This is a genomic window from Agrobacterium sp. GW821-FHT02D03 (assembly GCF_059421725.1).
The window spans coordinates 478,796-494,164 of sequence record NZ_JBWKVN010000001.1; the positions used below are offsets into that span (position 1 = coordinate 478,796).

The 15,369-nt window shown below is 59.7% G+C and carries 12 protein-coding genes; 8 read left to right on the forward strand and 4 right to left on the reverse strand.

Annotation, left to right across the window (positions count from 1 at the left end):
• Nucleotides 1–42: 42 nt before the first annotated feature.
• Entirely contained in the window at nucleotides 43–2,040 is a 1,998-nt protein-coding gene (locus AC07U5_RS02210) for a BCCT family transporter (protein WP_494722167.1), read from the reverse strand.
• A gap of 259 nt (nucleotides 2,041–2,299) precedes the next feature.
• On the opposite strand from AC07U5_RS02210, the gene AC07U5_RS02215 reads away from it, so the two are divergent.
• Nucleotides 2,300–2,764 carry a DUF2867 domain-containing protein gene (locus tag AC07U5_RS02215; protein ID WP_494722168.1) on the forward strand — a complete coding sequence of 155 codons (465 nt, stop codon included), beginning with the start codon at nucleotides 2,300–2,302 and terminating at the stop codon, nucleotides 2,762–2,764.
• 112 nt (nucleotides 2,765–2,876) lie between these two features.
• On the opposite strand, the gene AC07U5_RS02220 is transcribed toward AC07U5_RS02215, so the two are convergent.
• Together AC07U5_RS02220 and AC07U5_RS02225 are read right to left on the reverse strand one after the other, a co-directional pair.
• The gene (locus tag AC07U5_RS02220) at nucleotides 2,877–3,974 is read right to left on the reverse strand and encodes a TraB/GumN family protein (protein ID WP_494722169.1); all 1,098 of its coding nucleotides are present in this window, start codon (nucleotides 3,972–3,974) and stop codon (nucleotides 2,877–2,879) included.
• Nucleotides 3,975–4,064: 90 nt separating this feature from the next.
• Nucleotides 4,065–5,009, reverse strand: a complete 945-nt coding sequence (locus AC07U5_RS02225) for a tyrosine recombinase XerC (RefSeq protein ID WP_494723242.1) — start codon at nucleotides 5,007–5,009, stop codon at nucleotides 4,065–4,067.
• Nucleotides 5,010–5,179: 170 nt separating this feature from the next.
• On the opposite strand from AC07U5_RS02225, the gene AC07U5_RS02230 reads away from it, so the two are divergent.
• The 7 genes from AC07U5_RS02230 to AC07U5_RS02260 all read left to right on the forward strand — a co-directional run bounded on the left by AC07U5_RS02230 (nucleotide 5,180) and on the right by AC07U5_RS02260 (nucleotide 13,135).
• Nucleotides 5,180–7,423: a primosomal protein N' gene (locus AC07U5_RS02230; RefSeq protein ID WP_494722170.1), complete on the forward strand. Its 2,244-nt coding sequence runs from the start codon at nucleotides 5,180–5,182 to the stop codon at nucleotides 7,421–7,423.
• Nucleotides 7,424–7,506: 83 nt separating this feature from the next.
• A complete protein-coding gene (locus AC07U5_RS02235) occupies nucleotides 7,507–7,893 on the forward strand; it encodes an AGROH133_08824 family phage infection protein (protein ID WP_112519437.1) in 387 nt (128 codons plus the stop codon).
• 261 nt (nucleotides 7,894–8,154) lie between these two features.
• Complete coding sequence (locus AC07U5_RS02240; RefSeq protein WP_494722171.1) at nucleotides 8,155–8,721, forward strand: F0F1 ATP synthase subunit delta; 567 nt, start codon at nucleotides 8,155–8,157, stop codon at nucleotides 8,719–8,721.
• Nucleotides 8,721–10,250 (forward strand): F0F1 ATP synthase subunit alpha, encoded by a 1,530-nt coding sequence (gene atpA / locus AC07U5_RS02245; protein ID WP_062424873.1) that lies wholly within the window; start codon nucleotides 8,721–8,723, stop codon nucleotides 10,248–10,250. The genes AC07U5_RS02240 and atpA overlap by 1 nt, the downstream gene beginning before the upstream one ends.
• A gap of 27 nt (nucleotides 10,251–10,277) precedes the next feature.
• Nucleotides 10,278–11,156: a F0F1 ATP synthase subunit gamma gene (locus AC07U5_RS02250; RefSeq protein WP_062424872.1), complete on the forward strand. Its 879-nt coding sequence runs from the start codon at nucleotides 10,278–10,280 to the stop codon at nucleotides 11,154–11,156.
• A gap of 23 nt (nucleotides 11,157–11,179) precedes the next feature.
• The gene (atpD, locus tag AC07U5_RS02255; protein ID WP_062424871.1) at nucleotides 11,180–12,637 is read left to right on the forward strand and encodes a F0F1 ATP synthase subunit beta; all 1,458 of its coding nucleotides are present in this window, start codon (nucleotides 11,180–11,182) and stop codon (nucleotides 12,635–12,637) included.
• Between the two features lie 87 nt (nucleotides 12,638–12,724).
• Entirely contained in the window at nucleotides 12,725–13,135 is a 411-nt protein-coding gene (locus AC07U5_RS02260) for a F0F1 ATP synthase subunit epsilon (RefSeq protein WP_112359251.1), read from the forward strand.
• 333 nt (nucleotides 13,136–13,468) lie between these two features.
• Here AC07U5_RS02260 and AC07U5_RS02265 read toward each other — a convergent pair whose 3' ends face one another.
• Nucleotides 13,469–15,232, reverse strand: a complete 1,764-nt coding sequence (locus tag AC07U5_RS02265) for a methyl-accepting chemotaxis protein (RefSeq protein WP_494722172.1) — start codon at nucleotides 15,230–15,232, stop codon at nucleotides 13,469–13,471.
• Nucleotides 15,233–15,369: the final 137 nt, after the last annotated feature.

Here is a 15,369-nt window from a genome sequence, read left to right on the forward strand (position 1 = left end):
CGAAAAGAGCAGGCCGCTCGTTGAGTGGCCTGCCCTCTCGCGCTACGCCCTGATGGCGTGAAGATACTGGAAGTGCCGTTCATATTGCTCGAGCACATCCTGAATGAGTTCGTCCTTCGAGAACTCCATGACGTCATAATTCTGGCCGCCATCGAGAAGGTAGATCTCCGCCCGGTAGTAATAATCGGCGCGTTTGCGGTTGCTCTGGCTTTCGAAGAAGCTGTAGCCCGGGGTTTCGTAACGGCGCATGCGCACACCATAGACGAATTCTTCCGGCTGACCCGGCGCGACCGTCAGCTTCAGCTTGCCGGGTTCTTCCGCAAGCGTGGTGACCAGCGAGCGCTTTTCCAGTTCCGCTGCGACGGCGCGCAGCGCATCGGTGGCCGTCTCACGCATGAAGCGTTCGCCCTCGGCCTTCGAGGGATGGTGGAGAATACCCTGCAACTGGCGCTGCCAGGAAATGGCGTTGCGTGGCCTTAGGTTCTGGATAAGCGCATCCTGGCGCACACCCTCGCGCCGCAACCCTTTCCACAGACCCCAGCACATCAAGAGCATCACGAAGGTGAAGGGAAGCGCACCGGCAATCGAGGCAGTTTGCAGGGCATCGAGGCCGCCGGCGTAAAGCAGGATCGCGCCGATGATGCCCGACGTGATCGCCCAGAAGACGCGACGCGCCACCGGTCCATCTTCGCGTCCACCCGATGTCAGCGTATCGATGACGAGAGCAGAGGAATCCGCGCCGGTGACGAAGAAGAAGACGATCAGCGCCATGGCGAACCAGGACACATAAAGACCGAGTGGGAACTGTTCGAGGAACACGAAGAGCGCCAGTGTCACGTCCTTCGAAACGGCGTCCGACACAGCCGTCGTGGCGCCTGTCAGGTGAAACGCGATCGCGGTATCGCCAAAGACCGTCATCCAGGCGAAACTGAAGCCTGCCGGCACCAGCAGAACGCCAGCGATGAATTCGCGAATGGTGCGGCCGCGCGAAATGCGGGCAATGAACATGCCGACGAAGGGCGACCAGGCGATCCACCAGCCCCAATAGAACAGCGTCCAGCTTCCCAGCCATTTGCTCGGACCTTCGTCCGGCGAATAGGCATACATGTAGAAGGTGCGCATGACGAAATGATCGAGATAGGCGCCGAGGTTCTGGACGAAGGCGCGCATCAGGAAGGTCGTCGGCCCCATGACGAAGACGAAGAGCATCAGCGCCACGGCCATCAGCATGTTGAGGTTCGACAGGAACTTGATGCCCTTGTCGAGACCGGTCGCCACCGAAATGGTCGCCATGGCGGTGATGATGGCGATGAGCGGCAGTTGAACCCAGAAGTTGATTGGCCAGCCGAGAACATGGTTGAAACCGGCATTGACCTGCAACACCCCGAGCCCAAGCGATGTTGCGACACCGAAAAGCGTGCCGATGACGGCGAAGACATCGACGGCATTGCCGATCGGGCCATAGATGCGGTCACCGATCAGCGGGTAGAGAGCGGAGCGCATGGTAAGCGGCAGGCCATGGCGGAAGGAGAAATAGGCCAGCGACAGGCCGATCACGGCATAGACGGCCCAGGCATGCAGACCCCAATGGAAATAGCTGATTTCCATCGCGGTTCTCGCCGCCTCGATCGTTGCGGGATCCCCGGTGGGCGGTGCGGTAAAGTGCTTGATGGGTTCGGCGACACCGAAGAAGACGAGCCCGATGCCCATGCCCGCGGCAAAGAGCATGGAGAACCATGCGCCATAGCTAAAATCCGGCTCCGCATGGTTCGGGCCGAGCTTGATGCGGCCATAGCTTGAGCAGCCGAGATAGAGCATGAAGATCAGAAAGATTGCCACCGACAGCAGGTAGATCCAGCCGAGTTCGGTGACGATCCAGGACTGCACCCCGCTGAAGACGCTGGCGGAGCCTTGCGGCCAGATGACGCCGGCCAGAACGAAGATGGCGGTCAGACCGACCGACCAGAAAAATACGGGTTTGTTGACACCTTCCATCAATCCCACAGGCTTTGTGTCTTCTGAAGCTTGTTCTTCGCCCATGTGTTTTCCCTCTCAATCTACAACTTGAATATGTGCCTGTCAGGCAGGCGCGGATGCCCCACGCGAACCGCGCCCATGCCGCAAATGTATTGCGCGCCAAATAGTTGCGTGTTTCTGTCTGTTTTCGGACATGACTTGCTAATACACGCCAGAGCCGAGCCAGCCGAAGTCGCAGCAGCGTCGGATTGTCGCGTATCCGCGCCTCGGGAAAAGGACCATAGTGCCGCCTGGGGAAACCGAGGTGGAAGGCGAAGCGTTGGTGACGAGAGATTTGAGCAACATATTGCCGGGCGCGGATTGGCGCGATTGCTTTGAGGGGAAGGTGGACGATCTGAGGCCGCACTCGCTCGATGTCGCTCGGCGTCTTCTCGATCATCCGCCGGCTTGGATCAGCGGCTTGATGGCGCTTCGCAACACCATCGTCGCAGTCTTCGGTTTGAAAACGGTAGCGCTGGCGGCAGGCGAGTCAGCCGGTGGGTTTCCTGTCATCTCGTCTTCACCCGAGCGCACGGTGCTTGGTTTCGACGACCGCCATCTGGATTTCAGGATCGTGGTGGATCTGGAAGAGAGGACAGGCGGCGCCTTGGTCCGCGTGACCACCCTGGTGCGACGCAAGAACCTGTTTGGCCGGATGTACCTTCTCGCCGTTGGGCCGTTTCACCGGCGCATCGTGCCAGCGACGATGCGGCCCTTTTGCCGGGATGTTCGTCCCGCTCTGGTCTAGGAGCGGCTTTAAAGTGAGTCGCGATCTTTCAGATCCGCTCCATACGCTTTAAGTCCTTGTTTTGTCGCATGTCGTGATCGCAAAACCGCTGCACACTTTTGCGCGACATGCTTTAGTTCACGCGGGTCAGCGTAAAGCCCTTCTTCCGCAACAATTCGATCACGCCTTCATTGCCGGGCAGGTGAAGTGCGCCGACGGCCATGAACACACCGCCCTGATCGAGATGGCTTTCGGCCCGGTCTGCCATCACGTGGTTGCGGTCGGTGATCAGCCGTTGTTCGAAGGCGGCGTAACCATCGTCGCCCTTGTTGTTCTCGTCCGGATCGATGCTCTTCATCATCGGCGTGATCATGCCGATCTCGCCCTTCAGATAGAGATCGATCATGGTGGCCATGATATCCTGCATCCGGTTGCCCATGCGCAGCATCTCGATCAGCGACTGCACATGGAAGGTCATCGGCAGACCGGACAGGGCGCTCATCTGCTCCACCAGCGTTTCCAGCCCGACGAGCTGCTTGCCCTCCTTCAGCGCATCATTGGCGAGCTTCATGTCGAGGAACTCCGCGCCCTTGGCCTTGCGTGCCAGTTCGCAGGCGGGCAGGGCCACGAAGCTGGAGAGAATCCAGGGCTTCATCTTGATCACCGCATTCAGCGGAATGCCGCGCTCCTTCAGGCCGGTTTCAAGCTTTGCCACATCGTCCGCAGACAGCATGTCGGTGATAGACTTGCCATCGACAAACATGGTGAGGTCAGGCCGGGCAAGAAGCGAGGCGCCGGCCTTCTTCTCGCTGGTGATCTCGTCGGATTCGACGATGACGGTTTTGGCTTTGGCAAAGGCTTCTTTCGCGCCCTTTGGCATATCCACCACGCGGGGATCGGCAAGGTGCATGGTGCCAAGAAGCCAGGACGGGTCCTTGCCATCCTTCTCGATCTTCCAGAGCGTGCCTTCGCCATTTGGGACTTTTTGCGCGTTGGCAACGATGGCCGCGTAGGCCTTGGGATCGGTCTTCTGCATCTCGACCAGGATGTCGCTGCCGCCGCAGGCATCCGCCTGCTGTTCGGCGGCATTGGCGTCCGAGAGGGTCAGAAGCGTCATCAGCAGAATGGAGAGTGCAGCCAGATGCAGTGCGGCGAAGAGCCACAAAAGTGCGTTGCCGAACCGGCCCATCAGTAGCGCTGTCAGGCCTTGCGGCCGCAAGAGAACGGTCATCGAATCACCTCCGTCTGCACCTTATGGCTTATAGGAGCGCGCCTTTGCACGGACGGTTAATGCTCATGGTTTACAAAGCGTTAACAAGGGTTACGCCCTAGGATGGGCCTTGTCGTAGATGTCGAGGAGCCGTGCCGTATCGACACCGGTATAGATCTGCGTCGTCGACAGGCTGGCATGGCCCAGGAGTTCCTGGATGGTGCGAAGATCGCCGCCGCCCGCCAGAAGATGGGTGGCGAAGGAATGGCGCAGGGCATGCGGCGTGGCATTGTCCGGCAGGTTGAAGGCGCCGCGAAGCTTCTGCATTTCGCGCTGGATGATGGCTGGCTGGAGCTTGCCGCCGCGTGCGCCGAGGAAAAGCGGTTCGTCGCTGGCGAGCGCATAGGGGCAGAGCTTGCGATAGGTTTCCACCGCCTCCAGCACGACGGGCAGCAGCGGCACGAGGCGCATCTTCTTGCCTTTACCGATGACGCGCAGACTTCTGGTACCTGCTGGAAAATCGCCGGGCTTGAGATCAAGCGCTTCGGAAATGCGAAGACCACAGCCATAGAGCAGCGCCAGCACCGCGGCGTTGCGCGCTGCGATCCACGGCTCTTCGGCAAGCTGCCCTTCCTGCGTGGTGATCCTGAGCGCCTGACCATCGGTCAAGGGTTTGGGCAGGGACTTTGGTTGCTTGGGTGCGCGCATGGCAGTGGCCCCTGCGGCATTGACGAGCCCGGTCTTTTCCAGAAAGCGCAGGAGAGAGCGCAGGCCTGCGAGGTTTCGGCCAAGCGATCGCGCACCGGTTCCCTCCTTGCGGCGGGCCGCCAGAAAGGCGCGCAGATCGGTGGCGCGGAGATTTTCGATATCCTGGATGCGGGCGGGATGGCCGTTATAGCCGGTCATGAAGATCAGGAACTGGCGCGTATCGCGCTCATAGGCATCGAGCGTGTGCTCTGACAAACGCCGCTCGTCTTCCAGAGCAGCCAGCCACTCCCGACGCTTTTCCAGAAGCTCCGGATCGGCAAAGGTGAGAATTTCGTCCACGTCATACATCCCTTTGTCTTTGGGCATTCATCATAGGCTCACGCGGTCAGTATTTGGTTAAAGGCGCGATAACGCGGTGGGGAGGTCCAATTATGATTTGTGTGAAAACCGTTCCGATTTCCGCAACGATGCTATAGAGGTTCCCTTTTCGTTTCCTAAAGGACAATGTCGCTGCAACCATGGCAGACGATTCGACCGATCTTTTTGGTGCTCTGTTCGGCCCCGCATCCGGCAGCGTGAAGCCCGGCGGTGGCGGGCCAACCATTGCCGTTCCCGTTCTGGTGCCGATGCCGGCGCCCGGGCCCTATAGCTATGGCGTGCCGGACGATATGGTGGTGGAGCCTGGCTCCATCGTGCAGGTGCCGCTTGGGCCCAGACAGGTCATCGGCGTGGTATGGGACAAGAATGACGGACCGCCCGTCGATCCCAAGAAGCTTCGTCCGATCACAAAGACATTCGACTGCCCGCCGCTTCGCGAAGAAATGCGTCGGTTCATTGATTGGGTGGCCTCCTATACGCTGTCACCTCCCGGACTGGTGGCGAAGATGGCATTGCGCGCGCCTGCCGCCTTCGATCCCGAACCGATGATCGAGGGATTGCGGCTGACCGAAGCCCGGCCAGAACGGCTGACCCCTGCACGCGAACGGGTGATCGAGCTTGCCGGCGAGGGCCATGGCTGGACGCGGAGCGGTCTGGCCCATGCGGCGGGCGTCTCCACCAGCGTGGTCGAGGGTCTTGCCAAGCAGGGTGTGTTCGAGACCGTCTTCCTGCCCGCCCCACCGGTGGTGGCGGAGCCTGACCCCGAATATTCGCCAGCGCGACTGGAAGGACCGCAAAGACAGGCGGCCTCCGAAATTCTGGAGGATGTGCGCAAGGGTGGCTTTGCCGTTTCGCTGATCGATGGCGTGACGGGGTCTGGCAAGACGGAAGTCTATTTCGAGGCGGTCGCCGAAACGTTGCGCCAAGGCAAGCAGGTGTTGATCCTGCTGCCGGAAATCGCCCTGACCGCCGCTTTTCTCGACCGGTTTCAGGATCGCTTCGGCTCGCGCCCAGCGGAGTGGCATTCGGATGTCTCGCCGCGCATGCGCGAACGCGTCTGGCGCCAAGCGGTGACGGGTGAGGTGAGGGTGGTTGCGGGTGCGCGTTCGGCGCTCTTCCTGCCATTCGACAATCTCGGCCTCATCATCGTCGATGAAGAGCACGATCCGGCCTACAAGCAGGAAGACCGCGTCTTCTATAATGCGCGCGACATGGCGGTGGTGCGTGCCCGCATTGGCGATTTTCCGATTGTGCTGGTTTCGGCCACGCCTTCGGTGGAAAGCCAGGTCAACGGCAATTCCGGTCGTTACAATACCATTCACCTGCATACGCGTTTTGGCGATGCGGCGATGCCGGATCTGCATCTGGTCGATATGCGCCGCCACCCGCCGGAACGTGGCGGCTTCCTCTCTCCCGTCCTGCTGCGCGGCATTGCCAAGACGATCGAGAAGGGCGAGCAGGCTCTGCTCTTCCTCAATCGACGTGGCTATGCACCCCTGACGCTTTGCCGGGTGTGCGGTCATCGTTTCCAATGCCCGCAGTGCTCAAGCTGGCTGGTGGAGCATCGTTTCCGCAGCCAGCTCCAGTGCCATCAATGCGGCTATAGCGAACCGACGCCGGATCATTGCCCGGAATGCGGGACCTTCGATCATCTCGCCGCCTGCGGTCCGGGCGTGGAGCGCATCGCCGAAGAGGTCGAAAAGCATTTCCCCGAGGCCCGCACCATCGTGCTTTCCTCCGACCTGATGGGCGTGAAGCGCCTGCGCCTGGAATTGGAAGCCATCGTCAAGGGTGAGGCGGATATCGTCATCGGCACGCAGCTCGTTGCCAAGGGCCACAATTTTCCGCTGATGACGCTGGTCGGCATTGTCGATGCCGATCTCGGACTGGCGAATGGCGATCCGCGCGCGGCAGAGCGCACCTTCCAACTTCTGTCGCAGGTGACGGGCCGCGCAGGGCGCACCGGGCGCAAGAGCCATGGCCTGCTGCAGACCTACCAGCCGCAGCACCCGGTGATGCAGGCGATCGTGTCCGGCGATGCGGAGGCGTTTTACGACCGCGAGATCATCGAGCGGGAAAAGGCCATGCTGCCGCCCTTCGGGCGTCTTGCCTCCATCATCGTGTCGGCCGATAGCAGGGCGGAAGCGGAAACCCATGCGCGTGCGCTTCGCGCCTCCGCGCCGCAAGCGGCGGGCATCATGCTGCTCGGTCCGGCCGAAGCGCCGCTGGCACTTATCCGCGGGCGGCACCGTTTCCGGCTTCTGGTGCATGGCAAGCGCAATTCCGACATGCAGTCCTTCCTGCGGGCGATGATTACCAATGGCCCGAAGGAGCGTGGCTCCATCCATGTACAAACCGATATCGATCCGCAAAGCTTCCTGTAACGGGGCAGGACGCAACCATCTTTCGGCATCGTTCCCGTCATGGCATAAGGCGGCCAAGGGATTCGCAATTTGGGGGCGCAATAATGGAGTTTTACTTTCCGACAGAACTCGGTGAGCAGCTGGCTTTTTTCGCAGCGGTCGTGTCGTCGCTGATCGGCCTGGTGGTGATGTTTGCGCCGATGATCACCTTTCGCCTCTTCGGCCTGCAGGTGTCGGGCGAACGTCGTGACGGGCTGGTGCTGATCCGCTCCTGCCTTGCCGGTTTCTATCTCGGTCTTGGCGCGTCGGCGCTGCTTCTCGCCCAGCCGATGGTCTACCTTGCCTTTGGTGGCGCATTCGCGCTTGCCTCTTTCGGCGCGCTGCTCTCCATCCTCTCCGATGGAGGCGCAACGATCCGCAATTCTTTACTTCTGGTTGTGCATGCGGCCTTGGCTGCTCTTCCGCTGATGTATGTCTTCGGACTGGTCTAATGTACGGTTTGAAGCATTTCTTTCCGGTATCAGCGTCACAAGCGCGTCATTGGGAAAATTAAACGGCATTCCCCCTTGCCCAAAAGAAGGTTTCCGCTATTACGCGTGTTGCGAGTCCCGGCGTCCTATGCTAGACGGACCGCGAAATCGAGATAAGGCAGGGGGGAATTCCAGCCTTTTTCGGGGAAATTGAAACGAATTCAAGAATTTGACGAAGCCGATCGCTCGGCTGCGTTTTCTTGGATGAATAGCAGGGAAAAATTGCCCGTGGCAGATACCTCCCATGGAACATCCGGTGTAGCGGAAAGGTATGCGTCTTCGCTTTTCGAGCTTGCCTTGGAAGCGGGTGTTGTTGAGGCAGTCGGTGCCGATCTCGACAGGTTTCAGGCCTTGCTCGATGAAAGCGACGACTTGAAGCGTCTGGTTGTGAGCCCGGTCTTCTCTGCGGAAGATCAGTCGAAGGCCATCTCGGCCATCGCTGAAAAGGCTGGCATTTCCGGTCTTGCTGCCAATTTCCTCGAGGTCGTGGCCAATAACCGCCGCCTGTTTGCCGTTCCCGGCATGATTGCCTCCTACCGTACCACTGCTGCTGCCCATCGCGGCGAAATTGTTGCCGAAGTTACTTCGGCGCATGCGCTCGATGAAGCGCAGGAAACTGAACTGAAAGCGGCGCTCAAGAGTGTGACCGGCAAGGATGTGACGATCGATCTTACGGTTGATCCCTCCCTGCTTGGCGGTCTCATCGTTAAGGTCGGTTCACGCCAGATCGATACGTCTCTTCGCACCAAACTTTCCACCCTTAAGCTTGCACTGAAAGAGGTTGGCTGATGGATATCCGCGCCGCGGAAATTTCCGCAATTCTGAAAGATCAAATCAAAAATTTCGGCAACGAGGCGGAAGTCTCCGAAGTCGGCCAGGTTCTGTCCGTTGGTGACGGTATTGCTCGCGTTTACGGCCTCGACAATGTCCAGGCCGGTGAAATGGTCGAGTTCCCCGGCGGCATTCGCGGCATGGCGCTGAACCTTGAAGCCGACAATGTCGGTGTGGTTATTTTCGGTTCCGACCGTGACATCAAGGAAGGCGACATCGTCAAGCGCACCGGCGCGATCGTTGACGTTCCTGTCGGTCCTGAGCTGCTCGGCCGCGTGGTCGACGCTCTCGGCAACCCGATCGACGGTAAGGGCCCGATCAATGCGACGGAACGCCGCCGCGTCGACGTCAAGGCTCCTGGCATCATTCCGCGCAAGTCGGTTCACGAGCCGATGTCGACCGGCCTCAAGGCTATCGACGCTCTGATCCCGGTTGGCCGTGGCCAGCGCGAGCTCGTCATCGGCGACCGCCAGACCGGCAAGACCGCCATCATTCTCGACACGTTCCTGAACCAGAAGCCGATCCACGACAACGGCCCGGACAACGACAAGCTGTACTGCGTCTACGTCGCCGTCGGCCAGAAGCGTTCCACCGTTGCCCAGTTCGTCAAGGTTCTGGAAGAGCGTGGCGCTCTGCAGTACTCGATCATCATCGCGGCAACCGCATCCGACGCTGCTCCGATGCAGTTCCTGGCTCCGTTTGCCGGTTGCGCCATGGGCGAATACTTCCGTGACAACGGCAAGCATGCCCTGATCGCCTATGACGATCTTTCCAAGCAGGCTGTCGCCTACCGTCAGATGTCGCTTCTTCTGCGTCGTCCTCCGGGCCGCGAAGCTTACCCTGGCGACGTTTTCTATCTGCACTCGCGTCTTCTCGAGCGCGCTGCCAAGATGAGCGACGAAATGGGTTCCGGTTCGCTGACGGCTCTGCCGGTCATCGAAACCCAGGGCAACGACGTTTCCGCCTTCATTCCGACCAACGTGATCTCGATCACCGACGGCCAGATCTTCCTCGAAACCGACCTGTTCTATCAGGGTATCCGTCCGGCTGTTAACGTCGGTCTGTCGGTTTCGCGCGTTGGTTCTGCCGCTCAGATCAAGGCCATGAAGCAGGTTGCCGGCTCGATCAAGGGTGAACTTGCCCAGTATCGTGAAATGGCCGCGTTTGCCCAGTTCGGTTCGGACCTCGATGCCTCCACCCAGCGCCTGCTGAACCGTGGTGCGCGTCTGACCGAGCTTCTGAAGCAGCCGCAGTTCTCTCCGCTCAAGACGGAAGAGCAGGTCGCGGTGATCTTCGCTGGCGTCAATGGCTACCTCGACAAGGTCGCGGTCAACCAGATCGGCAAGTTCGAACAGGGTTTGCTCTCCTACCTTCATTCCGAAGGCAAGGCGATCCTCGACACCATCCGCACGGAAAAGGCTATCAGCGACGATACCAAGGGCAAGCTCAAGGCTGCTCTCGATAACTTCGCCAAGTCTTTCTCCTGATTAGGCTCTGACTGGGACGGATAACGGATGCCTTCACTAAAGGATCTGAAAAACCGCATTGCCTCCGTAAAGGCGACGCAGAAGATAACCAAGGCGATGAAAATGGTCGCCGCGGCGAAGCTTCGGCGCGCCCAGGAAGCTGCGGAGGCCGCCCGCCCTTACTCGCAGCGCATGAGCGCCGTGCTGGCCAACATCGCTCAGGCGGTGGAAGCCGATGTCGCTCCGGCGCTGATGACCGGAACCGGCAAGGACGATGTGCATCTGCTCGTCGTCTGCACGGCCGAGCGCGGTCTTTGCGGCGGTTTCAACTCACAGATTTCCCGCTTTGCCCGCGATCAAGCCCGCAAGCTGATGGCGCAGGGTAAGACGGTCAAGATCATCACGGTCGGCAAGAAGGGCTATGACAGCCTGCGTCGCGAATTCTCGTCCAACATCATCGAGCGCATTGAACTGCGTGACGTGAAGCGGGTGGGCTTTGCCAATGCCGATACGATCGCCAAGAACATCATTGCCCGTTTCAACGCTGGCGAGTTCGATGTCTGCACGCTGATCTATTCGGAGTTCAAGTCCGTGATCAGCCAGATCCCGACCGGCCTCCAGCTGATCCCGGCTGCTGTTCCGACGGTCGAACAGGCAGCGACCAGCAACACGGCGATCTACGAATACGAGCCGGATGCGGCCTCCATTCTGGAAGACCTCATTCCGCGCAACATTTCCGTTCAGGTTTTCCGCGCACTGCTGGAAAACGTGGCTGGCGAAATGGGCGCAAAGATGAGCGCGATGGACAACGCAACCCGCAATGCCGGTGAAATGATCCACAAGTTGACGCTCTCCTACAACCGTCAGCGTCAGGCTCAGATCACCAAGGAACTCATCGAAATCATTTCGGGCGCGGAAGCGCTCTGAGGTAAGGAAAGAGGGTAAGGATAATGGCTCAGGCAGCTACCCCCATTAAGACCGCAGCGACCCAGGGCGCTACCGGCAAGGTTACGCAGGTTATCGGCGCTGTCGTGGACGTTGCGTTCGAAGGCGAACTGCCGGCGATCCTGAACGCGCTCGAAACCGACAACAACGGCAACCGCCTTGTTCTCGAAGTTGCGCAGCACCTTGGCGAAAACGTCGTTCGTACGATCGCGATGGACTCGACCGAAGGTCTGGTTCGTGGCCAGCCGGTGGCTAACACCGGTTCGCCGATTTCGGTTCCGGTTGGTCTTGAGACGCTCGGCCGTATCATGAACGTCATCGGCGAGCCGGTTGACGAAGCTGGTCCGCTGAACACGGCAACCAAGCGCTCTATCCACCAGGAAGCCCCTGCCTACGTCGACCAGTCGACGGAATCGGAAATCCTCGTCACCGGCATCAAGGTCGTCGACCTGCTGGCACCTTACGCAAAGGGCGGCAAGATCGGCCTGTTCGGCGGCGCTGGCGTCGGCAAGACGGTTCTGATCATGGAACTCATCAACAACGTCGCCAAGGCGCATGGCGGTTACTCCGTCTTCGCAGGTGTGGGTGAGCGTACCCGTGAAGGTAACGACCTTTACCACGAAATGATCGAGTCCGGCGTGAACAAGCACGGCGGTGGCGAAGGCTCCAAGGCTGCTCTCGTTTACGGCCAGATGAACGAGCCGCCAGGCGCACGTGCCCGCGTTGCTCTGACCGGTCTGACGATCGCTGAAAACTTCCGTGACGAAGGCCAGGACGTTCTGTTCTTCGTGGACAACATCTTCCGCTTCACGCAGGCTGGCTCGGAAGTGTCCGCTCTGCTCGGCCGTATCCCGTCTGCAGTTGGTTATCAGCCGACGCTTGCCACGGACATGGGCCAGATGCAGGAACGCATTACCACCACGACCAAGGGTTCGATCACCTCGGTTCAGGCCATTTACGTTCCCGCCGACGACTTGACCGACCCGGCACCTGCAACCTCGTTCGCCCACTTGGACGCGACGACGGTTCTGTCGCGCTCGATCGCCGAAAAGGGTATCTATCCGGCTGTTGACCCGCTCGACTCCACGTCGCGCATGCTCGACCCGCTGATCGTTGGCGAAGAGCATTACGAAGTGGCTCGTAAGGTTCAGTCGACCCTGCAGCGCTACAAGGCTCTTCAGGACATCATCGCCATCCTCGGCATGGATGAACTGTCCGAAGAAGACAAACTGTCGGTTGCCCGCGCCCGTAAGATCGAGCGCTTCCTGTCCCAGCCGTTCTTCGTTGCCGAAGTCTTCACCGGTTCTCCGGGCAAGCTCGTGGCTCTCGAAGACACGATCAAGGGCTTCAAGGGTCTCGTCAACGGCGAGTACGACCACCTGCCGGAAGCGGCATTCTACATGGTCGGCTCCATGGACGAAGCTATCGAGAAGGCAAAGAAGCTGGCTGGCGAAGCCGCTTGATGTGATTGAACTGGTGCGCGGTTTTTCGCCGCGCGCCGTTGCCCCCCGCGACATCGTCTCTCGCGCAATCAGAAGAAGTGAATAGCCATGGCCGACACTTTCAAATTCGAACTTGTTTCTCCCGAGCGTTTGCTGGTTTCCGAAACGGTCAGCGAAGTCGTGATTCCGGCGACGGAAGGCGAAATGACGGTTCTGGCGAACCACGCACCGGTCATGACGACGATCAAGCCCGGCATCGTCACGCTGAAGACGGCATCTGGCGAATCCCACAAATATGTGGTGTTCGGCGGCTTTGCCGACATTCTGCCGACCGGCTGCACGCTGCTTGCAGAATCGGCCGTTTCGGCTGACGACATGAGCCCGGACGACCTGCAGAAGCGCATCGCAACGGCCCGTTCGGAGATCGAGGAAGGCAACCACCACCACGATCACCTGACGAAGCTGGAAAAGCACCTTTACGAGCTGACGAACCTGCACGAGGTTCTCGTCGCCGCTTGAAAGGACCGGGCGGGGTCGCGCGAGCACTCGTCCACATAGGAAATGAGAAAAAAGCGGTCCTGGTGACCGCTTTTTTTTGTTTTGGGCGCCGCTCACAACGGTGGAAATATCCAGCGCAGTATAGACCGCCATAGGGCGTCAAATGCGACTGTCGACATTGCCCAGCCTACCTCATGCCGGCGACATCACCTAGCTTATGGTCACACTCCATCTGGAGGACAATCAGAGCGCCGTGCGTCCTATTGGACGCACAAAGGATGCTCAATCTTCTTTGATCTACGCATCGTGCTTTCCGAAAATCGATTCCGATTTTCGAGCCATTGCTGTAGGCCCTCAGAACTCCGTCCACTCCGCTGCAACGACGGCTGGTGCCGCTGAACCATAGCGTCGAGCCGGCGCGTGTCTCACAGGGGTCATGACCTCTAGGGCAGGCGCAGCAGCCGAGGCTCCGGTCGCAAAGCCCACATCAAACTGTGTCAGGAGCTGGCGGAGCGTCTCGGCCTCACGTGCAAGCCCATGGCTGGCTGCCGTCGTCTCTTCCACCATGGCGGCGTTCTTCTGCGTGGCCTGGTCCATGAGGTTCACGGCATGGTTGATTTCGCTGAGGCCTGACGCCTGTTCGCGTGCCGCTTCGACAATGGCCGCCACGTTGGTGTCGATCAACTCGACCTGGGATGCGATATCCTTCAGGGCCTCGCCCGTTTCGCCCACCAGCCCCACACCGCGCGCCACATGCGCGCCCGACGCATTGATCAGTTGCCTGATCTCCTTGGCGGCTGCGGCGGAGCGCTGAGCAAGATCGCGCACCTCCTGCGCCACGACAGCAAAGCCTTTGCCGGACTCGCCTGCGCGTGCCGCCTCCACGCCAGCATTCAGCGCCAGAAGGTTTGTCTGAAAGGCGATACTGTCGATGACGGTGATGATGTTGGTGATTTCGCCGGCGGAATGGGAGATGGCGTCCATGGCGGCGATGGCGCGGTGAACGATCTCGCCGGAGCGCTCGGCGTTCGCCTTCGTCGCGCTGACGAGGCGGCCCGCTTCATCGGCCCGCTGGCTGGCGTCCGCGCCCGTGGTGGTGATCTCCTCGAGCGCTGCGGCGCTCTCCTCCAGAGAGGCTGCCTGCTGCTCTGTGCGCTGCGCAAGCTGGTCTGCGGCAACCCGGATCTCTGCCGAGCCGGAGGCGATGATTTCCGAGTTCTGTGCCACGGTCTGCATCGTGAGCCGCAGCTTCTCGATGACCTCGTTGAAGTCGCTTCTGAGCTTCTCCATGCTCGGCACGAATGGGGTGTCGAGCCTCTGGCGCAGATTGCCTTCAGCGAGTGCGCGCAGTGCCAGGCCAAGCGTCGAGATCGCGCTCATGCGTGGTGTCACGTCGGTGGCAAATTTCACCACCTTCACCACTGCGCCCCTGTCGTCGAGGATGGGGTTATAGGCCGCCTGGATCCAGACCTCTTTGCCATCTTTGCCAAATCGGACGAACTCGTCGGAGATGAATTCACCGGAGGCCAGCCGTCGCCAGAAATCGCGATAGGCCTCCGACGTGGCATAGGCTTGCTCGCAGAACATGCGGTGATGACGGCCTTGGATATCGTGGAGATCGTAGCCCAGAGTCCGACAGAAATTCTCGTTGGCGGTGATGATGTCGCCTGCTGGCGTGAATTCGATGACCGCCTGGGAGCGGGAGATCGCCTCCAGCTTGCTGTTGTCCTCTTTTGCCTTCAGCTTCTTCTGCGTGATGTCGCTGGCGATCTTCACGACCTTGTAGGGCTTGTTGCCGCGAAAGACGGGGTTGTAGGACGCCTCGATCCAGATTTCTCGCCCGTCTTTGCGCAGTCGCTTGAACTCGCCGGTCTTGAAGGAACCTGACGCGAGTGCGCTCCAGAAGTCACGGTAATCTGGGGAGTTGACAAAGTCCTGATCACAAAAGATCCGGTGGTGCTTTCCCACAATGTCGGACAGTTCATAGCCCAGTGCAGCACAGAAATTCGCGTTTGCATCCAGCACATTGCCGTGCAGATCGAATTCGATCACGGCTTGCGATGCGGAGAATGCCTTCAAAACATTGGTCTTGTCTGCGCTCTTTACCAGCCAAAACATTTTCTTCTCCAGGACAGCCGAAATGTTGTGGTCGTGCTCCTGGTTAACTGAGCACAAGAACGCCCGTTACTTGCGCATCGGCCGGATCGATTATGCGCTCGTCTGAGTGTATTAGAGCAAATTAATATTAAAAGTTT

Bases quoted from the DNA above. Each gene is read 5' to 3' on its own strand.
- AC07U5_RS02230 (WP_494722170.1), top strand. From the start codon at position 5,180: ATGGCAGACGATTCGACCGATCTTTTTGGTGCTCTGTTCGGCCCCGCA.
- AC07U5_RS02260 (WP_112359251.1), top strand. From the start codon at position 12,725: ATGGCCGACACTTTCAAATTCGAACTTGTTTCTCCCGAGCGTTTGCTG.
- AC07U5_RS02225 (WP_494723242.1), bottom strand. From the start codon at position 5,009: ATGTATGACGTGGACGAAATTCTCACCTTTGCCGATCCGGAGCTTCTG.
- AC07U5_RS02265 (WP_494722172.1), bottom strand. From the start codon at position 15,232: ATGTTTTGGCTGGTAAAGAGCGCAGACAAGACCAATGTTTTGAAGGCA.
- AC07U5_RS02210 (WP_494722167.1), bottom strand. From the start codon at position 2,040: ATGGGCGAAGAACAAGCTTCAGAAGACACAAAGCCTGTGGGATTGATG.
- atpD (WP_062424871.1), top strand. From the start codon at position 11,180: ATGGCTCAGGCAGCTACCCCCATTAAGACCGCAGCGACCCAGGGCGCT.
- AC07U5_RS02220 (WP_494722169.1), bottom strand. From the start codon at position 3,974: ATGACCGTTCTCTTGCGGCCGCAAGGCCTGACAGCGCTACTGATGGGC.
- AC07U5_RS02250 (WP_062424872.1), top strand. From the start codon at position 10,278: ATGCCTTCACTAAAGGATCTGAAAAACCGCATTGCCTCCGTAAAGGCG.
- AC07U5_RS02235 (WP_112519437.1), top strand. From the start codon at position 7,507: ATGGAGTTTTACTTTCCGACAGAACTCGGTGAGCAGCTGGCTTTTTTC.
- atpA (WP_062424873.1), top strand. From the start codon at position 8,721: ATGGATATCCGCGCCGCGGAAATTTCCGCAATTCTGAAAGATCAAATC.